Annotated in this window: 26 protein-coding genes and 1 pseudogene; 2 read left to right on the forward strand and 25 right to left on the reverse strand. The window is 28.6% G+C overall.

The features are described from left to right. The 17 genes from ACJJVK_RS14355 to ACJJVK_RS14435 all read right to left on the reverse strand — a co-directional run bounded on the left by ACJJVK_RS14355 (position 1) and on the right by ACJJVK_RS14435 (position 15,769). Positions 1–795 (reverse strand): hypothetical protein, encoded by a 795-nt coding sequence (locus ACJJVK_RS14355; RefSeq protein ID WP_405567133.1) that lies wholly within the window; start codon positions 793–795, stop codon positions 1–3. Further along, complete coding sequence (locus ACJJVK_RS14360; RefSeq protein ID WP_405567135.1) at positions 788–1,237, reverse strand: hypothetical protein; 450 nt, start codon at positions 1,235–1,237, stop codon at positions 788–790. The genes ACJJVK_RS14355 and ACJJVK_RS14360 overlap by 8 nt, the downstream gene beginning before the upstream one ends. Before the next feature lie 132 nt (positions 1,238–1,369). Further along, a complete protein-coding gene (locus tag ACJJVK_RS14365) occupies positions 1,370–2,377 on the reverse strand; it encodes a hypothetical protein (protein WP_405567138.1) in 1,008 nt (335 codons plus the stop codon). A gap of 151 nt (positions 2,378–2,528) precedes the next feature. After that, positions 2,529–3,062 carry a hypothetical protein gene (locus ACJJVK_RS14370; protein WP_405567140.1) on the reverse strand — a complete coding sequence of 178 codons (534 nt, stop codon included), beginning with the start codon at positions 3,060–3,062 and terminating at the stop codon, positions 2,529–2,531. 155 nt (positions 3,063–3,217) lie between these two features. Continuing rightward, positions 3,218–3,784, reverse strand: a complete 567-nt coding sequence (locus ACJJVK_RS14375) for a hypothetical protein (protein ID WP_405567143.1) — start codon at positions 3,782–3,784, stop codon at positions 3,218–3,220. 152 nt (positions 3,785–3,936) lie between these two features. Continuing rightward, positions 3,937–4,845 (reverse strand): hypothetical protein, encoded by a 909-nt coding sequence (locus ACJJVK_RS14380; RefSeq protein ID WP_405567145.1) that lies wholly within the window; start codon positions 4,843–4,845, stop codon positions 3,937–3,939. 162 nt (positions 4,846–5,007) lie between these two features. Beyond that, positions 5,008–5,910: a tetratricopeptide repeat protein gene (locus ACJJVK_RS14385; protein ID WP_405567147.1), complete on the reverse strand. Its 903-nt coding sequence runs from the start codon at positions 5,908–5,910 to the stop codon at positions 5,008–5,010. Between the two features lie 142 nt (positions 5,911–6,052). Next, complete coding sequence (locus ACJJVK_RS14390; protein ID WP_405567150.1) at positions 6,053–6,592, reverse strand: DUF3575 domain-containing protein; 540 nt, start codon at positions 6,590–6,592, stop codon at positions 6,053–6,055. A gap of 199 nt (positions 6,593–6,791) precedes the next feature. Continuing rightward, entirely contained in the window at positions 6,792–8,033 is a 1,242-nt protein-coding gene (gene dgt / locus ACJJVK_RS14395; RefSeq protein WP_405567153.1) for a dGTP triphosphohydrolase, read from the reverse strand. Between the two features lie 290 nt (positions 8,034–8,323). Beyond that, positions 8,324–8,686 (reverse strand): hypothetical protein, encoded by a 363-nt coding sequence (locus ACJJVK_RS14400; protein WP_405567156.1) that lies wholly within the window; start codon positions 8,684–8,686, stop codon positions 8,324–8,326. Between the two features lie 245 nt (positions 8,687–8,931). Next, a complete protein-coding gene (locus ACJJVK_RS14405; RefSeq protein ID WP_405567159.1) occupies positions 8,932–9,414 on the reverse strand; it encodes a HEPN domain-containing protein in 483 nt (160 codons plus the stop codon). Further along, a complete protein-coding gene (locus ACJJVK_RS14410) occupies positions 9,407–10,504 on the reverse strand; it encodes a DUF262 domain-containing protein (protein ID WP_405567161.1) in 1,098 nt (365 codons plus the stop codon). Before ACJJVK_RS14410 ends, ACJJVK_RS14405 begins: the two co-directional genes overlap by 8 nt. 175 nt (positions 10,505–10,679) lie before the next feature. After that, a complete protein-coding gene (locus ACJJVK_RS14415) occupies positions 10,680–11,459 on the reverse strand; it encodes a hypothetical protein (protein ID WP_405567163.1) in 780 nt (259 codons plus the stop codon). 158 nt (positions 11,460–11,617) lie between these two features. Then, complete coding sequence (locus ACJJVK_RS14420; protein WP_405567166.1) at positions 11,618–12,535, reverse strand: DUF4240 domain-containing protein; 918 nt, start codon at positions 12,533–12,535, stop codon at positions 11,618–11,620. Between the two features lie 158 nt (positions 12,536–12,693). Then, positions 12,694–13,515 (reverse strand): hypothetical protein, encoded by an 822-nt coding sequence (locus ACJJVK_RS14425; RefSeq protein ID WP_405567169.1) that lies wholly within the window; start codon positions 13,513–13,515, stop codon positions 12,694–12,696. A 153-nt stretch (positions 13,516–13,668) separates the two neighbouring features. After that, positions 13,669–14,436 carry a hypothetical protein gene (locus ACJJVK_RS14430; protein WP_405567172.1) on the reverse strand — a complete coding sequence of 256 codons (768 nt, stop codon included), beginning with the start codon at positions 14,434–14,436 and terminating at the stop codon, positions 13,669–13,671. 151 nt (positions 14,437–14,587) lie between these two features. After that, entirely contained in the window at positions 14,588–15,769 is a 1,182-nt protein-coding gene (locus ACJJVK_RS14435; RefSeq protein WP_405567174.1) for a hypothetical protein, read from the reverse strand. Positions 15,770–16,020: 251 nt separating this feature from the next. Between ACJJVK_RS14435 and ACJJVK_RS14440 the strand changes: the two are divergent. Beyond that, positions 16,021–16,140, forward strand: a pseudogene (locus ACJJVK_RS14440) (IS110 family transposase); the annotation flags it as partial. A gap of 125 nt (positions 16,141–16,265) precedes the next feature. Here ACJJVK_RS14440 and ACJJVK_RS14445 read toward each other — a convergent pair. From ACJJVK_RS14445 to ACJJVK_RS14475, 7 genes are all read right to left on the reverse strand, one after another. Then, positions 16,266–16,892, reverse strand: coding sequence for a hypothetical protein (locus ACJJVK_RS14445; RefSeq protein WP_405567176.1), 627 nt, complete (start codon positions 16,890–16,892; stop codon positions 16,266–16,268). A gap of 174 nt (positions 16,893–17,066) precedes the next feature. Beyond that, positions 17,067–17,462, reverse strand: a complete 396-nt coding sequence (locus tag ACJJVK_RS14450) for a lysozyme inhibitor LprI family protein (RefSeq protein WP_405567179.1) — start codon at positions 17,460–17,462, stop codon at positions 17,067–17,069. 10 nt (positions 17,463–17,472) lie between these two features. Beyond that, on the reverse strand, positions 17,473–17,910 hold the full coding sequence (locus tag ACJJVK_RS14455) for a hypothetical protein (protein WP_405567181.1): 438 nt from the start codon (positions 17,908–17,910) through the stop codon (positions 17,473–17,475). A 307-nt stretch (positions 17,911–18,217) separates the two neighbouring features. Next, a complete protein-coding gene (locus ACJJVK_RS14460; RefSeq protein ID WP_405567184.1) occupies positions 18,218–19,444 on the reverse strand; it encodes an adenylate/guanylate cyclase domain-containing protein in 1,227 nt (408 codons plus the stop codon). Between the two features lie 186 nt (positions 19,445–19,630). Next, entirely contained in the window at positions 19,631–20,284 is a 654-nt protein-coding gene (locus ACJJVK_RS14465; RefSeq protein ID WP_405567187.1) for a hypothetical protein, read from the reverse strand. Between the two features lie 223 nt (positions 20,285–20,507). Next, the gene (locus ACJJVK_RS14470) at positions 20,508–21,029 is read right to left on the reverse strand and encodes a hypothetical protein (protein WP_405567189.1); all 522 of its coding nucleotides are present in this window, start codon (positions 21,027–21,029) and stop codon (positions 20,508–20,510) included. 3 nt (positions 21,030–21,032) lie between these two features. Then, on the reverse strand, positions 21,033–22,298 hold the full coding sequence (locus ACJJVK_RS14475; RefSeq protein WP_405567192.1) for an AAA family ATPase: 1,266 nt from the start codon (positions 22,296–22,298) through the stop codon (positions 21,033–21,035). Between the two features lie 584 nt (positions 22,299–22,882). On the opposite strand from ACJJVK_RS14475, the gene ACJJVK_RS14480 reads away from it, so the two are divergent. Next, positions 22,883–23,524: a DUF6266 family protein gene (locus ACJJVK_RS14480; protein WP_405567193.1), complete on the forward strand. Its 642-nt coding sequence runs from the start codon at positions 22,883–22,885 to the stop codon at positions 23,522–23,524. A gap of 116 nt (positions 23,525–23,640) precedes the next feature. Here the strand turns inward: ACJJVK_RS14480 and ACJJVK_RS14485 are convergent, their stop codons facing one another. Beyond that, positions 23,641–23,916 carry a helix-turn-helix domain-containing protein gene (locus ACJJVK_RS14485; protein ID WP_215996127.1) on the reverse strand — a complete coding sequence of 92 codons (276 nt, stop codon included), beginning with the start codon at positions 23,914–23,916 and terminating at the stop codon, positions 23,641–23,643. Positions 23,917–23,932 lie beyond the last annotated feature (16 nt).

The raw sequence follows: 23,932 nt of genomic DNA on the forward strand, positions 1-23,932 counted from the left end.
TTAAAATGGTATTGGTGTTAAATTTCTATATTCTTTTGATTCTTTTGAAAGATATTCCATTTTACCATCTAAATTGTGATAGTAAACTCCATCATTGTCTACCATAGCAAGTTTTCCTAAATGTTTATGGTTTTTCGTATTGTCAAATAAATCCTCTCCAGATTCTATTTCAGTTCCATTTAAATTATACCTTAATTTAGACAAACTATTATTAAACTTTCCATTCATTTCGATTTTAGAAAGGCGCTTGGATAAATCTTGTAAACCATCAAGAATTAAATTTGATTCTTTAGATATTTCGTAATTCTCAGGATAGGTAGCTGGTTGTATTGATAATAGTTGTAATAATGAATTGACTTCATCGTTGCTTGATTCATTAGTCGCTATTAACGTATCTGATATTTTATTTATTTTTTCTTGTACGTCATCTATTCTAAGATTTTCGTCATAATCTATTGTTCTTAGGCCTTGAATGTCGAATACTCTAGATGTTTTGTTATCTTTTATTAGTACAGTTTTTTTATTGAAAGCTTGTCGAATTCCTAATTCGTACATGACGTTTGGATTCTTAGAACTTAAATCACAAATCACAATATCTGAATTAAGAATTTTTTTTATTATATCTATGACAATGTGATTTGTTTTTATTTCATCATCTGCTCGAATAGGTTCAAATCCTGCTTTTTTACATGCTGGAATAATTAAGTAATTATAAACACGAGTAAAATGACCTTTATCGTAACCATCTTGGTCAGATATTGGCATAATTACAAAACATTTTTTTTCTTTACTCATATTTTCTCGTAGTTACTAATTTCGTTAATTTATCCAGTTTTATTTTGTCAATTTTATTCCAATCATCTTTATCAAATTCTAATGTACTAAACTTTTTTAAACTTCGATACATTGGTAAAATTATAGACTTAAAATTTCCAGTCAGTTTATATTCCAGAATTTCGTTTTGAGATGTTTCGCTACTTTTTGAAATTAAAATATCGATTCCTTTTCCGCTTGGTTTGAATTTGAAAAAATAACATTCAGGTTCCAAATTCCAACATATTTCTGATTCAATTCCATTAATAGTTAAAATCAGAGATTCACAAAGTTTGTCAGTCGGAATTTCAGGTATATTTGAGGCGATAAATTCCAATTCAAAGTCAGCCGATTTTAATTCAATCGGAAGCCATCCATTTTTCGGATTGCCTAAATTTAGTTCTATTTTCGTTGGTTTGGTCAAATTACTTACAACGTTGTTGTATAAGCTTTGTTGCGTGGTTTAAGCAGTGAATTTACTAAATAAAACACGAACGACGAAATTCCGAAGGAATTTCCCAAGTGAGCTATAACTAGCAATAAAGTTTATACGGTGTTACCCAACGTTTTTTTTCCATCGTTTCATTTGTTCGCAAAAATTATCTTCAAATAGATTTATGATAAAAAACTTTCTTTCATTATTATTCTGATTCGAATAATTTGCTGCCATTCCAAAATATGATTCACATTTTTTTACTCTTTTTCTATATAAATTTTCCGACATAACCCAAGTTTCACATCTGAACATTAAAAGGTTAGTTAACTGCCTTAAAAATCTTTTTTCACTTTCTTTAATGAGTGTATTTACATAACTTTTCACATCCGATTCGTGAGTCTTTTTGTAACCTAATATTATTGTTGTTTTATCGTTATATGGAAAAACATTAATAAAAATATCTATAACATCTTCTTTGTCTTTTCCATTTTTCTTTCTGTAAGTTTCTAATTCTCTAGTAGTTTCATAATTATAAAATCCAGTCAAACACAATTCAATTCGTTTTATTTCTCTTGTCTCGAAAACAAAACTTTCCGAACCTTCATTAATATCTTTCCAAATAAGATTTTCTGTTTTTTCGATATCTGATAGTCCAAGATTTTCTCCTTCGTTTTGAATATTCAAAAAATCAATGTCAAATAAATTGGAATGTTTAGCGATTAATAATTCGCGCATTCTAACGTTTACTTGTTTTCTGAACTTTTCGTTATAAATAGTTCTTAAAGTAAATAGAATTAAATGTTTATAATTCGAAAAATCAATTTCTTTTGTTTCAATTTCTTTGAATAAATCAGTATCGTGTGAATTACAAAAGCAATTAAATGAAAACGCATTCTTAATTCCAATTCTATTAAAGTAGTGAATTTCAGTTTTAAAAGGGTCTATTCCCATTTGCATTACGTGTCCATCTTTAATTAATGTAGATAGAATTCCGTTTTTCTGAAGTATATGCGAGTTTATAGATTTTTCTTTACATTCAGGATGAAAACAAATACTAATTTCATTTATAGCCTTTAATTTACATTTTTGAAATGCTGCTGCTCTTTTCTTTTCCTGCGTTGTTTTCATAAATGTTGGGTAACGTGCTTGTATAAGCTTTGTTGCGTTGGTTAAGCAGTGAATTTACTAAATAAAACACGAACGGCGAAATTCCGAAGGAATTTCCCAAGTGAGCAAAAACCAGCAATAAAGTTTATACGGTGTTGTGCGTAGGTATTTTTCATTCCGCTTTTTTCAATTTTATTTCATTCAGACTTTTTGGAAATCCAATTAGTTTATTTTCAAATATAAACATTTTGTACTTTCCGTCTGTTAATTTTATACTGTCTCCAATTCTTTCATATTTTCCAAAATAGAGTCCAGTTGTAGTTCCATTTTTTTGATTTGTGTTGTCAGAAATTGAAAAGTAATCAGAAGTTTTTGATAAACTAACTTCAAGTTTTCGATTGTCAATTCCAAAAGAGTATTCCTCATAATTCCTTTCAGCCCAATTCATAAACCACAGATTCCAAAATGCGTAGAAAATTAACGGACAAACTATTGAATTAACAAAAAATATTTTCGATAAAGGTTTTTTCAACAAGTAAAAAATAATTCCTAAAATCAAATTTATTCCAAAAAGTATAGGAATAATTAAAACAATTCCAATTGATATACTTGGGTCAGGTTTTAATTCATAAATCCATAATCCAAGAAGAATAATTTCAAGGATAAGAATTCCAATTCCGTATTTTAATGTTATTTTCGAGTTCATTTTTTACTTACGCACAACGTGATTGTGTATGGTTAGTTGCGTGGTTAAGCAGCTAAGTTAGCAAACTTTTACGAACCCGTGAATATTCCGCAGGAATATTCGCAAGTAGAGAATAATACAGCAATTAATTATACACGGTGTTGGCAACAGTAATTTTAACAATCGTTCACGTGATATAAAGTCAGATACCATTGACCATCTTTTTTTTCAAAACCTAAAATTCTAAAGGTTCCAACTTCTTTGATTACATATTCAAAATAAAAAATCGAATCAGAAAAGTTAAATGTATTTTCCATTTCATCATCAATTCCGACAAAGTTGATAAAATCCCAATCATCAAAAACCCAATTTTTTCTGCTCATTACAAAGGTTTCGTCGCAACCATTGTCCACAGCCACTAAATTGTCAAAATCGATATGTTTTTCTTGAAAGGAAATGTCAGATATAAACTTTTTTGAAAACTCAAGAAAGTCTTTTGGTATATTGTCTTTGGTAGAAAATTGTTCAGAAACAGAGTTGTATTTTTCAGCACGTTCAGAAATCAAGTTCCAATCATAAGATTCTACTTGTCCTAATTTATATCTTTCGTAAATAGAGTCAGAGTCAGTTGCGATAACTTCCGTTTTTTCTATTTCGACAGGAAGTTCAACTTTGGTTTTTTCTTTATTCTCTTTACAAGAAAAGACGATAATAAAAAGTAAAATCAGTTTCGGTATTTTCATTTCGCTTATTGTTGCCAACGTTGTTGTATATGGTTTGTTGCGTGTTTTAAGCACTAAAGTTAGCAAATAAAAACCGAATAGAAAATCCGCGAGGATTTTCGTAAGTAGGCTAGAACTAGCAATAAATTATATACGGTGTTAGGCAACGTTTTTTATTCATAATAACTATATTCATAATCAATTATTTCTTCTTTTTTTCTATTTGAAAAAGCTTTTGAGTTGGTTATTCGTTTATTTATTTGACGAATTAATAAAGTATCTTTATATAAATATTCATAAGTAAATGCTAAATCATTATCGTGATAAAAAAATGTTTTAATTAGTTTGTCATTATCGTAATTATGCACTTTTCTTTGAAAACCATCACTTTCAATGTCATATTTTTCTAATTCTTCAATTAGTTGACCATTTTCATTATATTTAAAATTATTAATTCCTTCATTATATCTTGTTCTTTTATATTCAGATATTAAAAGATTTTGGTTATTATATTTTTCGATAGTTTTTGAAATTTCAATACTGTCGATAATTGTCCAAAATTCTTTTGTCAAATTCCCGTCTTTATCTTTATAGTTTAGATAAAATTTTTCCTTTTTCCTTTTTGAGTTAACGGTTTTTCTTAAAGTATCTAAAATTACTAATCGTGAATCAATATACTTTTTTAAAGAATCAGAACTATTGATTCCATATATTTCTCTATAATGGTTACGTTCTTTGTTTTCAGGTCTTGGAACACTTAAAGTGTAATTTTCACGAAGATTGTTTTCCTTATCGTAATCATAAATAGTTTTATTAAGTGTTAAGTTTGAATGTGCGTAATATCTAAATATTATTCTATTATTTGAGTAGATTTTGGCAGTCATCCAAGACATCAAATCATTATTCCAATTCTCAATAATTTGTGTTGTTTTATTGAAAGTTAATCTTCCTTTTCGGTCGTAGTTTTTTACTCCAACAATCGTATCGTTTTGCTTTGCGATTTCGGATTTTAATATCTTTTTTTTCTCATTACAAGAAGCAAAAATTAAAATTATTAAAACTAAAAATATTGGTTTATTCACGATTTTTCTCAAATGTTGCCTAACGTTGTTGTATATGGTTTGTTGCGTGTTTTAAGCACCTAATTTAGCAAATACAAACCGAATAGAAAATCCGCGAGGATTTTCGTAAGTAGCCTAGAACTAGCAATAAATTATATACGGTGTTGTAAACTGTGCTTTCTTTTATTCGCAATGTTGTTCAATTCGTTCTTGAGCATATTCAGCTCCTAATTCCTTTGCTTTTTTCCAATTCACGCAAGCCTCTGTTTTTTTCTCTTGATTATATTTTGTGTTCCCAATATTAAAATAAGTCATTGCGTCATTAGGTTCTAATTCCAATGCTTTTTCATAATCTTGAAGCGCTCCTTCATAATCTCCATTTTCATCTTTTACAGTTCCTCTATTTGTGATTGCAGAAATAAAATCAGGTGCTATTTCAATTGCCTTGTCATAATCCGCTATTGCCGATTTCCAAGTGTAAAGTTCATTTTTTACAATCGCTCTTGAATAGTATGAATTCGGTTCTTTTGGATTAATTACTAACACAATAGTCCAATTCGCAATTGCTCCACTCAAATTATTTGAATTATATAAATCTATTGCTTTGTTGAAATAATAGTCTTCTTTCGATTCTGTAAATTCTGGTAGTATAGGTTCTTTGTCAACTTCAGCTCCATAAGCATCGAACTTGCAATCAAATTCATATCCTCTTTTTGCCATATCCAAAGCCCAAAACATTAAATTGTCCTTTGTAATTGGGAATAAGTCCGTTTTTCCTCTTAACTCAAAACTACCTTCCCAAGTTGTATATTTCTCAAATGAATATCCATAATTGCTTTTCAGATATTCATTCAGTTTTTCAAGTTTTTCTTTTTTGTCAGATATAAAGTGAAAATCGAGTTTGGTATATGCAAAATCAGTTAATTCACTTTTTTTCATATTCTCATAAACGTCTTCGGCTGAGACCATTTCTTTTCCAAAATTGTTTACGAAATCGTCCCAAGTAAAATAAGTATTCTCCATTTCTTGACTATAAGAATTATAAATTGAAAGTGTTAATATGAATAGTAGCAGTTTTTTCAGCATTGTTTACAACGTGTTTTTGTATGGTTTGTTGCGGGGTTAAGCAATAAAGCTAATAAATATTAACTAACCAAGAAAATCCGATAGGATTTTCGCAAGTAAGCTATTTGCAAGCAATAAATTATACAAGGTGTTGTATGTAGTTTTATATTTTCAATGATAAATTCATATTCAGCATAGGATATGGTTTAATATCTCCTTTTATTGCTTTGTCTCCACTAATTACATAGCCAGCTCCTAAACCAATACTTGGTTCGAAAAATAAGTTATTTATTATTTTAAATTGATATCCATAATTGAAATCTATGCTTAAAATATTTTCTTTTGGATTTCCTACATATCCAATAAAATCCATATTTGAGTATCTCAAGTTTGCTTGATAAAAAGATGAATTTTCCAAATTACTTTTTGTATAGTATCTTATAAATGGAGAGAAAGAATGACCTCTTTCTGCTTCGCTACTTTCAGGAGGTGTTCCAACTACCATTAAAGAAATATCAATGTAAGTATATCCAAAACCATAAGATAATTTTTCCGATTTAAAGTATTCTCCTTCTATTTGATACACTCCAAAAATCGATTTTAAAAGGTCAATTTTTATAGAATAGTCTTTTTGTGAAAATGATAGAGAACTATTTAAAAATAAACATACAATTAAAATTTTTTTCAGATTATTTTCTTTCATAGTATTTTTTTATTAGAGAGTTGTTCATTTATTTTCCAATTTTGGTTTCGCACGAAATTACATACAACGTTTTTGTATATGGTTTGTTGCGTGTTTAAGCACCTAATTTAACAAATAAAAACCGAATAGAAAATCCGCTAGGATTTTCGTAAGTAGGCTAGAACTAGCAATAAATTATATACGGTGTTACCTGCAGTTTTTATTTAAAGTAGATTCCTTTATTTTCTAATTTTCCAAAATACTTTTCATATTGTTGGATAGCATATACATCCATCATTCCTCCAATATAGTCTTGTACTTTTCTTTCCCATTTATTAACATTTCTATAATTAGCAGGAAGTAAAACCATTTCTCTATTGTAATCTTTATCTGTATATAATTCATAAAGTTTTGTCAGTACGTGCTTTCCTAATTGTTCATATTCAATTATGTCGGGTTGTCTTTTTATAGCTTCAAAAGTTAGTTTTTTCAATCCATGAACTAACTTTCCTAAATTTTTATAGCCTAATTTCCCATCTACTAAATCAATATCTCTAACGAAAGCATTAGCTAAAATTGATGTTAGTTCTTTTCTATAAAGCATAGCGTATTCTTCTGACGATTTATAGATATGAGCTTTTTCAGCAAATTGTCTTGCAAGTACATTGAATTTTTTAAATTCTATAACGACTTCTTTATATTCACTTCGAATTGAAAACTCATATAATAATTCATCAATTGTGAAATATTTTAAGCTTAAAGCATCTTCTAAATCGTGAATTGCATAAGAAATTTCATCTGACAAGTCCATGATTTCACAATCAATGGTTTTATGTTCTATTTTATAATCAGAGAGCCAACTCTCAACAAGTTTATAATCTTTGTTATATAAAAACTTTTTGTTTTTTTTATTAACAACCTCAGATTTGTCATTAGTAGTTTCTTCTGTTTCAGGTTTAAAGTATTTAACAGTACCTAACATTGTTCTAATAGTGAGATTCAATCCATTAAAATCATGGTGTCTTTCTTCTATTCTATTTAAAATTCTAAAGGTTTGAGCATTTCCTTCGTAAGGACTATTATTACATACTTTACTGAGAAATATTTCTCCTGCATGACCAAAAGGTGGATTTCCAATATCATGTGCTAGTGAACAAGTCTGAACAGTTAAAGTATCTTGTAATTTTAACTTTCTAGCAACTGTTTTTGAAATTTGCGCAACTTCGTGGCTGTGAGTTAAGCGATTTCTGTAAAACACTTGACTTTTAGGTACAAATAACTGCATTTTTCCTTGTAAACGTCTACAAGATGATGAATATAAAACACGAGAATAGTCTATGTCAGCATTAGTTCTAAAATAATCAGTAGTCCCTGGAAAAGAATTATCAACTCGTATATCATTTACTTTTCCAAGTTGTTGTTCTTTTTCTTTACAATAGTTTTCTAATTCTTTTGATATCATAGATTGGTTTTTAATTGCAGGTAACGTGTTTGTACAAGATTAGTTGCGATGTTTAAGCACTAAATTTAGTAAATAATTACTAACAAAGAAAATCCGCGAGGATTTTCGTAAGTAAGCAAAAAGCAAGCAATTAATTTTGTACGGTGTTGGCATTTCGTTTTTTTTGAATTTAATTTGTTGTTTACAGTTTTCAGGATTTGATAGAATTTCATTTTTTAATTGTAAAACGATTTGAAGGAAATTCAATAATTCCGTTTCATAAACTAATTCAAATTATGTATTAAATAAATTTAATTGTTTATCTTAAAAAATCTGATTTTATTTGGTCTATATTTATTATAATCTCCTAGATCAATTTCATTATTATTTGGGTTTTTAGATGAGTAAAAAACTTTAATTGTTTTTCCAACACAACCATAAATTCCATTTTCACACTTAAATGGATAAACTCTTTCTTCTCCTGTATACTTTTTCCTATCTACGTAAAAAATATATTTTATATACGTTTTAGCTCCAATATAATAATAGTCAGAAATCTTTCCTTCTGTATATGATTGATTTTCCGAAAGTTCTTTGTGTTCTTTTATATGCTTAAAAGAAATTAAACCGATTATAATAAAAACAATTATAATTGCTATTTTATCTTTATTCATATTTATGCTCGTAAATGACGAAACATTTTTATTTTTTTTGATTTTTCCTGTTAATGAATGCCAACGTTCAGTATAAGAAACGTAGGGCAGGTGATAAGCGATACGTTTCGGTTTGGTACTAAGCCAAATATAATATTTTGCTTTTATCTTTTTTGTTGAAAATGCCAAATTTTATATTTGGCGACTTTGTAAATAAACATAGACCTTTCGGAAAGCCGAAATTGCCCTATGTTTTTTATACACTGTTAGGCACTGGCAATTATATCTTGTTCTATAAATACAAATACTTCAACAACTTTTGAGAAGTATTCTTCAATTCTTCTGATTGTTATTTCAGAGTCTTTTCCGTGAGCAATTTTATGTCTATCTTTAATAATATAATTTATTGCAGAAGCTTTATCATTTTCTTGCATAAAAACGTTTAGTCTTTCTTTCCAAGTAGTACTAAATATTTCCGCTGTTTCTCTAATTTTTTTGGCATTTGGATTATTTATTCTTTGTAATTGTGATTTTACATATGCCAAAACCATTTCATTATCTGTTTTATCTTTTGCAAAATCAGTTAACGTAGATTTAATTGCATTTTCTAAAAATCCAGAACAAAGGATGCATAAGTATTTTGCCATATGCGACTGCATTTCGTCATCTGGTTCAAATCTCTCTTTTGTTTCAGCAATTAAATTATTAAGTTTAATATATTGCCTTTCTAATTCAGTGTTGTTAAACATTGTCATTTATAAATTGATCAAACATTAAATGTCTTTGTTTAACAACTTTGTCATCAGATGTGGCTCTAGTTATTGCATCTATATATTCTTGTTTGTCATATAGTTCTCTAATATTTGAAGCAACTTTAGAAAAATCAATTTGAGAATCAATTCTTTTTGCAATTCCAACCATTAATACCTCAAAAGCTGAAGCGTTAAAAACACGGTCAGGTCTAAATGCGTTTTTACCAAAATGTTCTAAAATAACATCAGTTGTTTTCTTGAAAATATTAGATAATCTTTCGATTTCTTCCTCTTTTGGATTTCTGTATTTTCCATTGAATTTGTTTAAAAACTCTTTTAATGGTTTAGTATAATTTTCTACTAAGTGATAAAATGCAAAAAACCTTAAAATCATTTCTTGGTCTTTTAAACGATTATTTTTCTTTCCAAATAATTCTCTCCAAGAATGATGTTCGTTAAGTTCAATTATTAAGTCATTCAATTTTCCAATATATATTGCAGAGCGAATTTCTTGTGGTGTTAATTTTCGTCCACCAGTATTTAACCTTTCAAATACGTGATAAATACTAGTGTTATCATCGTTAGGCGTTTCTTGTTTAATAATTGTAGAATGAATTATTGAATCGTCTAAATTGATTCTATCTTCTTCTTCAAGGTCTTCGTAGGTTTTTCCCTCAAATTGAGGTTGAACATTTTTTAATCTAAAAACTTTTTTACGAGTATCATTCTCTTTAGGATTAAAGAAACCTTTGTAGAAAAACAGTAATGATTTTAGTCTTTGTTGTCCATCAATTACAGATAGTTTATTAGAGTCATTATCTTTTGCTAAAAATACTCCAGGAACAGGAAGTCCCAATAATAAAGATTCAACTAATCTCGAGGCTTCTACTTGATTCCAGACATAGTCTCTTTGAAACGAAGGAATAAAAATATCTCCTCTGTCTAATCTTTTTACAAGACCTTCAACATCATAGTCAGCACCATAACTTGATATGTCATAAATTACTATTGCTTGAGATTCATCTTTTTCATCAACGTCAATTACTTCTTCGTCAACTTGATTTTCAGCTATTTCATTTCCATTCATTATTCTATGTTTTTTTCTTTGTTGTACTCTGCTTGTGCCTAACGTTGTTGTATAAGATTAGTTGCGTGTTTTAAGCACTAAAGTTAGCAAATAAATCACAGATAGAAAGTCCGCGAGGACTTTCGTAAACTGGCTAAAACCAGCAATTAATTTTATACGGTGTTAGGCACAGATTTTATTCAATTATTGTTGTTCCAAATTCAATTGCATTTCTATTGTCAGATTTCAAAGGGTCTTCTCCAATGAACAAACTATCACTATAATAACTGTTGATATTATTTATTAATGCGTTTCCAAATTCATTAACAACATTGTCCATTAATTTTATTGATGAATTCGGATAAAAAATAGTGACATTTGTAATGGATAATTTGGTAGTATCTATTTGTTTCAATTTGGGGTACTTTTCCGTTCTTTGAACAACGCCTTGAATTATTATATCAATAAAATCCTGTTTTAATTCATACTTTTCAAAAAGGGCTTTGCAGTTTTGGTTAAAATCATTTCTTCTAATTTGTATTAATTCAGTTGTTGATATTGGTTTAACAGATATTATTTGTGAATCTTTAATCTCGAAATAGTCATTTAAAAATCCTTTAGAACCAGTTAATGGGTTCTTTAAATGAATGTGGTAGTCCCAAACATTAAGTTCTTCAATAAGTCTTTTAACAACTTTATTGTAGTTTGAATTACTTAAGCTAAAATTGCCTGCTCTTAAAAAGAAAAATCGCGTATTCTCAACAGATTCAATAATTTCATTTAATGTGCTTTCGATTTCAACTTCCTTATAGGATTTTTCTCCAATACTTTTCTTAAAAGCCGTTATAAGAAAGTTCTTAACTCTTTTATTCAATCTATTCCTAAATATATAAATTAACGAAAATGAACTAATACCAAAGATAATAGCAGCAATCAGGTTATTTAATATTGAAGAAAAGTCTATTAGTTCTTTCATTTTTTTTTATTTGTGCCTAACGTTGTTGTATATGGTTTGTTGCGTGTTTCAAGCAACTAATTTAGTAAATAATTACCGACCAAGAAAGTCCGCGAGGACTTTCGTAAGTAGGCAAGAAGCCAGCAATAAATTATATATGGTGTTAGCCACAGTTATTTTTATTCCATTCCGAATTTTGCATATAATTTCGGAAATCTATTTTTCAATTCATTTTCATCTTCTTCCCATTCTTCTCCAGTAATTTCAAAATTTTCTTGAATTCCATTAGGCATATCACTTCCTGTCTTTTTTTCATAAATGTCAGTTGCAATATAACTTAAACCTTCCCAATCTCCATCGTTTGTTTCTTTGAGTTGGGAAAGTGTTTCAATATTCTGAACTGCACTTTCAAATACTGATTTACCTTGTCCAATTAACCAGCCTCTAAAATCAGAGAAACAGTCATCAGAGCAACCTCCATTTATTATATAGGCAGCAGCCCAAAAATCCCAAGTATAGATTTCTCCTCTTAATGTTCTAAATTTATTGTCAAATTCTAAAACTTCTTTTGCAGTTAGTTTTAATAATTCTCTTTCAAGTAGCGATTGTTGTTTTTCATAATCTCCAGAACTTTCAGATTTTGTAATCTCAATAATTTTCCAAAATTTTTCTGATTCCATAATTTCTTTAGAGTCTTGAATTGATTCTGTGATTTCAGTATTTTGAAATTTGAAAAACTCTTTAAAACTTTTAGCAAAACCAAAATGATAAATTGTCATTGAATAGACAAAAATCATAACTAATAAAGGGATTTTATTCATAAATGGTGTGTCTAAAGTTCCTAAACCAACTAATGCTCCTAGAAGTGCTAAAGAAAATAAAATTATGGAAACAATTTTCGCCCAATTCTTTCCTTTATAAACCATAATTAAAAGTCCGATTGTCAATGAAAACCTTATTAATTGTTGAATAAGTTTTTTTGACTCAATTTCTGGTTTCACAGAATGATAAAAATATATCGTATGAATTGAAACTAATAAAATACTTATAGAAATTAGAATTGTTCTTTTTTTTCCAATTTTAGTTAATTCGTTCATTTTTTGGTTTAATTGTGGCTAACGTTGTTGTATATGGTTTGTTGCGTGTTTTAAGCAACTAAATTAGTAAATAATTACCGACAAAGAAAGTCCGCGAGGACTTTCGCAAGTAGACAAGAAGCCAGCAATAAATTATATACGGTGTTGTACATAGTGCTTTATTCAATTTTTATTAATTCGATTATTTCATTTCCTAAAATATTGTCATCTGTAACATATTTTTTTCCTTTATAAATTTCTTCTTTTGGAATAAAGTTAGTTAGAATAAGTTTGTTGTTGTCAAATTTCCAGTTGTAAGGTTTAAATTCATTTTCATTTGTTAAGAAAATTACATCGTAAGGATTAAAAGGATGAGATGTTCCGAAATAATTGACGATACGATAGTTTTCAAAGTCTTTAAAGTTCCGAACTTTTCTATTTTTACCAAAAATTATTGTATCTTTTTTATTGATGTATTTTCCAAATATTATTTTTTCATTAAAATAATCTGTAGTAGATTTCCATAAATCAATTTTATTTTCAGAATCTTTTTCTATTAAAAACTCCAAATTTTTCCTTTTCTCAAAAGTGTAAGATGTTGTGTCAACTAGATATTCGTTTGGTAAATGATTTAAAATTAATGTTTGGTCTTTTTTTTGTAAAATCCAATCTCCAGCAACACCAATTCCGCTTAATATTGCTAAAGTGTCCGACTTAAAATTTATTTTTTGACTGTCATTTATAATTGATCCATAATTATGTATTGAATCATTCGAAATTTCAATTATTAATGCAAACCAAGTTGGTGTTTTCATTCTATATTTTGAGATTGTTCTATTTTCAACAATACTGTCAAAATAACTTGTCATTATCCAAACGCCATTTAAGCTTTTATTTTTGAATTCCGTTTCAGTTTTTAAGTTCTGTTCATCTTTTTCCTTTTCAGTTTTGCACGAAAGATGGCTTAAAATCAATAAGAATATTAATATGTAATTCCTCATTTTTTGCATTATGTACAACGTTGTTGTATAAGCTTTGTTGCGTTGTTTAAGCAATGAATTTACTAAATAAAACACGAACGGCGAAATTCCGAAGGAATTTCCCAAGTGAGCTAAAACTAGCAATAAAGTTTATACGGTGTTGTGTACAGTAATTTATTTAATTTCCCATTCATAGTTATCTTCCTCACTCAATATTTTATAAATTTGAAATCCAAATTCGGATAAATAAATTAAAGATTTATTTAATAGCTTAATATCAAATTCGATTAAAATTGTTTTTCCTTCAAGTTTGTTTTTATTAAATAAAAATTCGAATAGGTTTTTGTAATATTTATCATTTGGAATTTTGGAAACCTCTAAAAAACCTTTATTATGAGTTACACAATGTCTTACTTCACTAAAAATTGTAAAAATTTCCTTAAACTTGAAATTATTGTTATTATTTTTAGAATAATTAATTAATCTTTTTCCTCCTGCTTTTTTTATTAGTTTATAGATATTGTCTCCGCCTTTTAATTCCTTTCTTGAGTAGTTCTCATTAAAACCAATTCTTTTTTTATATTCAGCGTCATTTTTGATTTTTGAATCTACACAGTCTTTTAAGAATTTTTCCAACGCTTCATAACATTGAGAAAAAGCTAAACAAAATTCCCTTGATAAGAGGTTATTTATTTCAACGGGATAATTTTCTTTTTCAGTGATTTTATCAATTCCAGTATGAAATGGTAATTTCCAGCCATTTTCCGTTGGACCTGTCCAATCTCCAATTACTAAAGCTGTCATTGAAGAATAGACGGAACTTTCAGTTTTATATTTTTCAACGTCATTAAGTAAGACTTTATTCAACCTATTTGCTGAATGTTTAAAATCTGTTATTGTTTCAAAATATAAATCTAAATTTTTCCTATAAATGTTCTTCATTTTTATTGTACACAACGTGTTTGTGTATGGTTAGTTGCGTGGTTCAGCAACTAAGTTAGCAAACTTTTACGAACCCGTGAATATTCCGCAGGAATATTCGCAAGTAGGGAAGAACCTAGCAATTAATTATACACGGTGTTACCCAACGTTTTTATGTTCCGTATAATTTTCCTTTTTCAATGTAATATTCTTGAGGTTTTTCAATTTCTCTTATAAAAATATCAAGCAATTCATTTTTTTCTTTAAAAATATCTTGACTTCTTGTTATCAATTGGTCAATAATGATAGTAGATTTCGACAAATTCTCAAGCTTTTCCGTTTTTGATTTTTTACTCCCAACCCAACTTCCGAAAAAGAGTTTATTGTCAAGTATTGTATATTGAACGGAACTTTTTAAAGAATTTATTTTCTCGTTATTCTCGTTGAAAAATTTTACATAATCTTTTTGTAAATCATCAAATTCGGATTGTAAAATAGTTACTAAATCTCTACTATATTGATTTGCGTATTTAAATTCTAAAATTTTACCAAAAACATATAATTCTTGTAATGAAAGTAAATAGTTTAAACTGTTTGAAAGTTTTTTGTCTTTTACTTTATCTATTGTGTTTATTGCTTTTTTATAAAACTGAATTAACTCGTAAATCTCAATATTTTTATTTACTATGTTTGTTAGTATTGCATTTCTATAATTGTCATTATCATTAATCAAATCAAATTCTGTGAATGCTTTTCTGAAAAAGAAAATAATAGACTGAATTTTGACTTCTTTCTTAATAAATTCTAACTCAATTAAACTCTCAATGTTTTCATTAATCTTTTCTAAATTGTCATTAATTTTCGAAAGATAATGTTCTTTTATGATTGCATTAGCTATTGATAACCCAATAAAAGGTAACGCTATTGCAAAGTTTGAAATGTAATTTCCGTGTGCTAATATTTTTCCGCTAGCATCTGTTATTGCTGTGCCTTGTCCTTCTGCCATTTTCATAACATTTCCAGAAACACCTTTTGGAAAGTTGAATCGGAATGATTGAGATAAAAGTCCAGCACTTACAAATTCGGGAATGCTTGAAATTGCTCGAAGTATTTTACTTGGATTACTATCAATTAATTTTTTTTCTTGAATTGGAATTATTTGGTCAAATTTTTCAAAGCTAAATATGTTTGTTTCAAGTACAGGATTTAATAAATTTAGACTATTAAAATTTTGAACTTCATTCTCTTTGCTTTTCTTTTCAAAAGATGAAATCAGAGTATCATTATTCTTTTCAATCCGAGTTAACTTGGACTGTATATCGTCAATTCCGAGAAGTTTCTTAATCCAATTCACAGTTTTTCTTAAATGTTGGGTAACGCTTCTGTATATGGTTTGTTGCGTGATTAAGCACCTAATTTAGCAAATAAAAACCGAATAGAAAATTCGCGAGAATTTTCGTAAGCAAGCTAGAACTAGCAATAAATTATATACTTTGTTATGCCCTGTTATTTTTCAAAGTCAGATATTTTCAATCCGTCTTTTTTTATTTTATCTAAATCTAATATTCTGTCAAACGGAATTATATTTTTAGTTTTTAACTCNGGAAGAGTAAAAAGTTAGCATTAATTGCCGTTTCAAACAAGTTATTAAAACAAGCATTTGCGATTGCAAAATCAGGCAAGCCCTATGATGCAAATCATATATCAGTATTAAAAACTGAATAAAAAAAAAGATAATAATGATAATTATAGCTTGTTGAATTGGAAATAAATCGACCAAAGGAAATTTATTCTACTTCAACAATGCCAGAAAACTATTGCCTAATTTTAATGAAGAATTTATTTGTTTTTTAACTCAGTTCTTTGTTGGCAGTAGTGTTTTCATTTCCCGCCATTTTATTAATTTTCGGTTGTATAATCCAAATTCCGATAAAGTAAAACCATAACATAAAAAATTCACCAGCAAATTCTCCAAAACTCACCTCTTTTTGTAATTCAACTGTCTTAAATGTCTTTGCAACAAAATACAAAGAGTAGAACACTCCAAACATAGATAGTAAATGAAGTGGTAGAATTATTCCAACTATTCCAACTCCAAATCCGCCACTTGGTTCAGTTCCATTTTGCATTATTCCGCTGAACATTCCACCAATAAAAAGAGAAATACAGAGTATATAAACTAATGGGATAAAGAAAAATATTTTAAATTTCTTCGTTTTCATTGTTACGTTTTCAGGTACTCTTTTTTGTAATCCAATTGCAATTGACCAAAACCAACCAAAGAAAATTCCCATATAGATTATCATTATTATTGGAAAAAATTTAAACATATTAAACATTTTCGTTGGGTCAGGATTTGTTTCGGAATTCATATTCGAAAACATTGTTCCCATCATTACTATTTGAAACAAAATTGGAATTCCAAACATTAGAGTGAAAAGTTGCCAATGTTTTGCTTTTAAAAATTTATCTATCATTTTGTTCTTCGTTTCTCGGTTTCAGCATTACTGCCAACGTGTTTATATATGGTTTGTTGCGTGGTTTAAGCAACTAATTTAGTAAATAATTACAGACAAAGAAAATCCGCGAGGATTTTCGTAAGTAAGCAAAAAGCCAGCAATAAATTAATATATGTTGTTGGCAACTGACTTTTAATTCGTTTTAACTGAACCTGAACACAAATCACCTTCTTCAATTCCATTTAACCAAATCCGTAATTTTTCAATTCGTTCTTCAGTCAGTTTTTTTAAATACAAAGAAACACACATTGGATAAACACTTCCATATTCAGCTTGCTTATTTTTAGCAGGGAATTTCATTTCCAATTCAGAATCTCTATAAGTAATCCAAATTCTTTGTGTCTTTTTTAGTTGGTTAATAAAAGCTGAGTCAGATTTATATTCAGTCAGAATTTTTTGATAGACGTTATTTAATTCAAAATCAGATTTTTTATATTCTTCACTTGCTTCTTTGTGCATTACGTGTTGAGTTTGTCCAAAAGCACAAAAGTTAAAAGTCAGAAATAATATTATCAGAATTCTATTCATTTTTTTCTGTTTATAAATCTCCTTTACTTTCTGGAACTATAACAAATCCGTATTCAACATCTTTAGGAACTTTATATTTTTCCCAATATTCACCTCCAATTCCAGCTAATTCACCTTTTTTGTCATCTACTTCAAGTCCATTTTCTCCAAAATAAATTTTTGGTCCAATGTCAAAAGAAATTGAATCTGTATCCATAAATTCAATTATTTTCTCTTCATTCGACTTTAAAGTAAACTTGTCTTTAATTTTCACAGGTTTTCCAGTTTCATTCCGTAAAAAGATTTTATATGATGCTCCAGTCTTTTTATATTCTGCAGGGATTATAAATGTTTCATCTACTTTTTCAATGATTTCATTTCCGTGTTTATCTTTGTATTTTTTTTCGTTTTTACAACCAAATAAAAATGATAAAATTCCCATAGTCAATATTATAGTTTTCAATTTCATTTTTTCAAAATATTCTTTTTCCTACGTTCAGTTATGTGCTTGTTGCCAACTACTGGTTATACCCACTTTTTCTAAATTAATAACAATCCTCTCCCCTTTCAGTTCAAGAATTTTACAAAAAATAAATCTAGCACTTAGTTTAAATTTTAGTTTTATTTCTTTTGACAGGTTACCTACGTTGTTGTATAAAATTAGTTGTCTGTTTTAAACACTAAAAATAGTAAATAAAACACAAATAAAAAGTCCGCGAAGACTTTCGTAAATTGGTTAGAACCAACCATTAATTATACACAGTTTTAGCTACAGTTTAATTCACAAAATACATTTCCAATTCCCCTTTTCCTTTTGCAAGGATCTTTCCACGAGAAAGGCATGCAAATTCATTTTTAATCAGTTCATGGGTAGATGAAGATATATTTATTTTACCTACTTCACCAGCAGATTCTATTCTGCTGGCAGTATTTATAGTGTCTCCAAAAAGGTCGTATGCAAACTTCTTTTTGCCTACAACACCTGCTACTACAGTTCCTGAATGTATCCCAACCCTCATTCTCCATTTTATTTCATGGCTTTTATTCCGCTTCTCAAGGTAGGATTGCATCATTTGTGCTGCTCTAATACAGTTAGCAGCATGATTTGTCATTTCTTTTTCAAGGCCACATGCTGCCATATAGGCATCACCAATCGTTTCAATCTTTTCAACTTCCGTTTCTTCCATTATTTCATCGAAACGACCAAAAATATCATTGAGTTCATTGACTAAAGTGACTGCTGATATGGATGCTACAAGCTCAGTAAATCCTTCAAAGTCAGTAAATAGAACAGTTACATTATTATGTCTTTTAGGAATTGTCTTACCGCTTTCTTTTAAGTCTCTGATTATGTTTGCTGGTAGAATATTGCGCAGAAGATCGTCTGATTTTTTCTGTTCTGCTATTAAAGATTCCTCTGATTTATCAATTAGAATAGACATACTTGCTATGAGTATAAGGCAAATGAGTCCAGTAAAGCTGATATTAACTATTTGCGATAAGTAGGGATCTAATCCTTTAAAATGAGATGTTATATTTGATTGAAATACTACAGTAACAATCAAAGTCAGGCAAGCTAGAATACTAAAGACATGAGCTATATTCCTTGCCTTTTTGGGGAAAGTCATGTATGGTAGAATAATAATTAGAAAACAAACAACTGCAACCCCTGAGGAATATCCCAACAAATAAAGAAACAAGAGAACAGACATATAAGAGGCTAGAATAAGCCATATGGAAGCCAAGACTCGCCACCCTTTCCTGTTGAATATCAACGCCATTAGAAACATTAATCCCAAGAAAGTATTGCTCCCGTAAATCACTAGTGCGTCTGTGAGAAACAATGCAATTAGTATCCAAGTTACATTATAAATTACTCCTAAAACGGATGCAATATTCGTTACACGCAAATATCTGATTTCAGTGATTGAAGAGTTATAGTCAGCGCCAATGTTAACCATTCTTTGAAAGAATCTATCCTTGTTTTTATCATGAGTTGACATAAGAGCTTCTCAATTTCTTTTAATTATTAACTTCATTTCTATTGTAGTTAATGTTGTTGTGTTGTGAAAAGTTGCGTTTTTTGTGAACGAGGAATTTCCGTAAAGAAATTCAGAAGTTTGCAAAAATGCAACTGACTTTTGTTTTAGCTAAAATTAGCAATTTTTTATACATGTTGTTGTACAACGTTATTTTACCTTTTTTATAATTCCGTAATCAGTTTTTTCTTGAAAGTTTGCTTTTGATCTGTAAACATAATTTCCATCGTCAAGTATATCAATAATTTCAACGTGTATTTCTTTTCCAATTAAATGTTTTAGGCGTGGTTCAGTCATACGCTTATAAGTCAAAACATATATGCAACCAGAAAGCCATTTTATATAGTAAATTTGTTTGTCTTCTTTTCCAATTTCTCTTTGTACTTTTCTTTTCCGTTTGATTTTAGTGTCTTTGTATAATACATGCTTGTATTCATAAAGTCCAGTTCTAAATTTTTTACAAGTGTTACATTCGTCTTTATTCAAACTCTTTTTTTCGTAAGAGGAATTTATAAATTCAAAAGTCGAATCATAACAATTATTTTTTAATTTACTTTCAGGATAATATTGAACTCCAAGAAGATATTGTCGAAGTTGCTCAATATTATATTCATTTTCATATGTAGTTTTGTCTGCAACAATTGTTACTTCGTTAATTTTCGCTTCATCATTTACACAGAAATTCACAGTAACATATTCAACACTTTTTACACCTTCTACAAAGAATGTTTTCTGCACTTGACCGAATGTGTTTGAGAAAACTAAAAGTGCTAATAATAATAATAATAATAATAATTTGTTCAAATTTTGAAGTTTTTGGTAATGTTGTACAACGTTTCGGCTATGGTTAGTACGGGAATTAAAATTACTGAATTTCCGATTAAGCACTTAGCCAAAACTTTTTATTTTGTTTTATCTTTTTTGTTCTAAAGCCAAATCAAAAGATTTGGCGGACTTAGTTAAAAGCTCTAAACTTTCGATTAAGCACCAAAACCCGTATTAATTATAGCCTTTGTTGTACCACGTTTTATTCTATCATTTTGGTTAATTTATCTGCATACCTTTTATTAATACGATAAAGAGGTTTTAATGAATCATCAACATATTTATCACATAATAAATTTTTATTTCTTGAAGAAGTATAATATACGGGTGTTTTTATACCTTTTGGATAATATTTTGAATCAGTTACGTAAGGAATAGAGCGCGTATCCTCTGAACAAATTATTCTACATCTTGTATCAATAATAATAGCCGGTAAGTGAGGGTCATCAAAATCTTCATTATCCCTTAACTCTTCAATTCCCAGTTGATGCTCATCAATTTTTGCTTTATCTCCACTATAAACCTTACCAACTTCTCTTAAAAATCGTATTATCGTATTATACTTGTTAAGTTTTTTTAGTTCTGATTGATATTTCGAACCTCCAATTATCATAATTCCTTTTCCTCTTACTATCCATTCAAATATTGGTTCAAATTCAGAATGTTTTTCATTACTTTTTGAAAAAACATTTGCTATACAATTAGCGTCAATAATAACTGCCATAAATTAAAGTTCTAGTAAACGTAATTCTTCATCAATGAAAAAATCTCTATAAGTATCGGGTAGAAACTGTTCATAAACTCCATCTTTTTTTATGTTTATGTCAGTTATTTTATTACCACTTTTAGTTCGCTCAAAGAATAAAATTTTTGAAGATATTTTGTCATTCCCCTTTTTATTTAATTTATGTCTGAAACGATTTATTGTAAAATCACTATGAGTTTCTATAATGAATTTGTTATCATCATTATAAGCAGAATTGAAAAGAAAACTTCCAAAAGCAGATTGGGCTTTAGGATGTAAATGTACTTCAGGCTGTTGTATAGAAAAGCAAGTTTGTTCTGAAGATAATATTTCTATTATTAAAGGAAGTGATTGAGAGACACCATACCCAACATTTGGTAATTTAACTTCAATGTCATTATATTTTACTATTATTTCAAATGGAGAACTATTTTTCTTTCCTAAATCTTTTATTTCGATTTTATCAAAAAGATTACTGTCTTTACCGAAATGTTCTAATACATTTATAATTCTATTTTTCTCTTTCGTTGATTTACTAGAAAGAATTTGTCTTAATAATGATGGTATATGTTCTCCTTCTGGAGAGAATTTTATTTTATAAGATTCATAAGTTCGCTTTGCTTTGGCTCTAATAGGTGCTAACCATTTATAATTGTTATATAATCTTTCATTTCCAAAACGATTACGAATTGATTTCTTGCTCTCATTGGGATTAATTTCACTACTAATTAATTCAATCAGAATAGAAATAGGAAAAGAGGTATAAGGTAAGCCTAGTTTTTTGTATGTTTTCGGAAACTCATAATCTTGAATCCAATCAGCAAATGGAATTGTTGAACCTTTTTTTACACGATAAGTTATTTGCTTTTTGGTAAATTTTATTAAAACATCCGAATCATTTACATTAGCCTTAATTGTTGATAGGATTGGTATTGAATTTTGCTCAGTAAATTCGCAGTTTATTCTAAAAATAGTTTTATTATCATTATTGATTAACTCTTTCTCTATTCCTAACTGAAAGAATTTTTCAGTACTTCTCTTATCAATAATTTCTTCAAAATAACCTAATTCTACTTCATTATTATTAAACTCATAATTATACCAAAATTCTGCACTTGATAGCAAATTAATAATTTTCAACAAAGATGTTTTACCTGTACTATTTTCTCCAACAAGAAAATTCACATCCATTAAGTCAATTATTTGATTTTTGAAACCTTTGTAATTTTTCAAAAATATTTTTTCCATTCTTTATTTTTTTAATGTGGTACAACTAGTGGCTATACCCACTTTTTCTAAATTATTAATCACCTACCCTTTCAGTTCAAGAATGTTGCAAAAATAAATCTAGATCATTAGATACATTTTCATTTTCTTTCACTAGTATTCAATTTTTACGTTAAATATATAAAAATCTTTAGGTAAACCACTTAAAAAAAAGAAAAATTAAGATTCCTATTGTTATCAATAAAGGGTTTAAACACAACAATCTTACTAAAAAAAACACTTTTCTATAGGTTTTGTTCTAGTCTGCTTGGGGTTTGCTTCGTAAAAGCATCCATTTTAAAAAAATACACCCTACCTGTACCCGAAGAAAACCCGAACAAAACTCGAACAAAACCCCCTAAAAACCTAAATTTTGATTCATACAAAATCAATGGGGTTCATTTGGGGTCTAAGTGTGTCACAGAGTGTCATATAGTGTCAGTAAAAGTTAACTAAAACCATTTAAAGTTAGTTAAGGTTAATTAGCGTCAACTAATGTCAAGGTATTGGTTTACAGTTATTTAAATTTTAGTTTTGAAGTCTAATAATCTTAAAAACATTTAATTATGGCAACATTTGAAAAAGGAATCCTTGGTGGATTTTCTGGAAAAGTAGGTAACGTAGTAGGTTCTCGTTGGAGAGGAAAAAACATTATGCGTAGTTTACCTCAACGTGGTAAATATACCCCAAGTACCAAACAAGAAGAACAGCGTGAAAAGTTTAAAATAGTCATCTCCTTTTTGAGTCCTATTGTAAATATCTTAAGCCAGTATTTTGGGAGTCCGCAAGGAGATAAATCGCGTTCTAATTTGGCAACCTCTTATCACCTTAAAAATGCAGTAGTTAGCACTGCCCAAGGTATGGTAATGGATTTTGAAAAGGTATTGATTAGTAAAGGAGATTTAAGGGGCTTAGATGGCGCTACTGCTGCTGCAGCTACTGGGCGTATTTTAAACCTAAATTGGCAAAACAATAGTGGCCAAGGTAAAGCCACAAACACAGATGCTTTAATGGCAGTAATCTATGCACCCGATCTTAATTTGTTTTATAGTAATACCAGTGTGGCTACTAGAGATGCTGCTACAGCAAGTATTACCTTGCCTGAGTTTATGCTTGGTTTTGAGGTAGAAGTTTGGGCTTCTTTTTACAAACCAGATACTAACTATGCTGCGAATAGCACCTATTTAGGCACAGTAACTGTATTGTAATTAAAAAAACAATAGTGGCAGATGTTATCAACGGATAAGTATAAGCGTGTTAGTAAATTATATTAAACTTATGATATACTAACACACTTTTTATCTAACTTTAGTTGTAAAGCTATTTAATCTAGATTGTAATTGTTAAAATCTTTAATGTTTTTTAACGATTGGGTAATAAATATTCTGTTTATTAAGTTCTTAGGATACATACGCATATTACCCAACTTATAGCTTGGTATTGCATGTTTTTTACTTAAACGATATACAGTACTTTTGCTTATTTTAAAATTCTGCATAACTTGTTGAACAGTAAGCCATACTTCATTATTCATATCATTGGCATTGTAGTGTAAAAACGGATGATTAGACAATGGTTTGTCTATTTTGTTCTTTTTCATAATAATTGATTTTTAG

This window comes from Polaribacter sp. Asnod6-C07 (assembly GCF_045063625.1).
Lineage (GTDB): Bacteria > Bacteroidota > Bacteroidia > Flavobacteriales > Flavobacteriaceae > Polaribacter > Polaribacter vadi_A.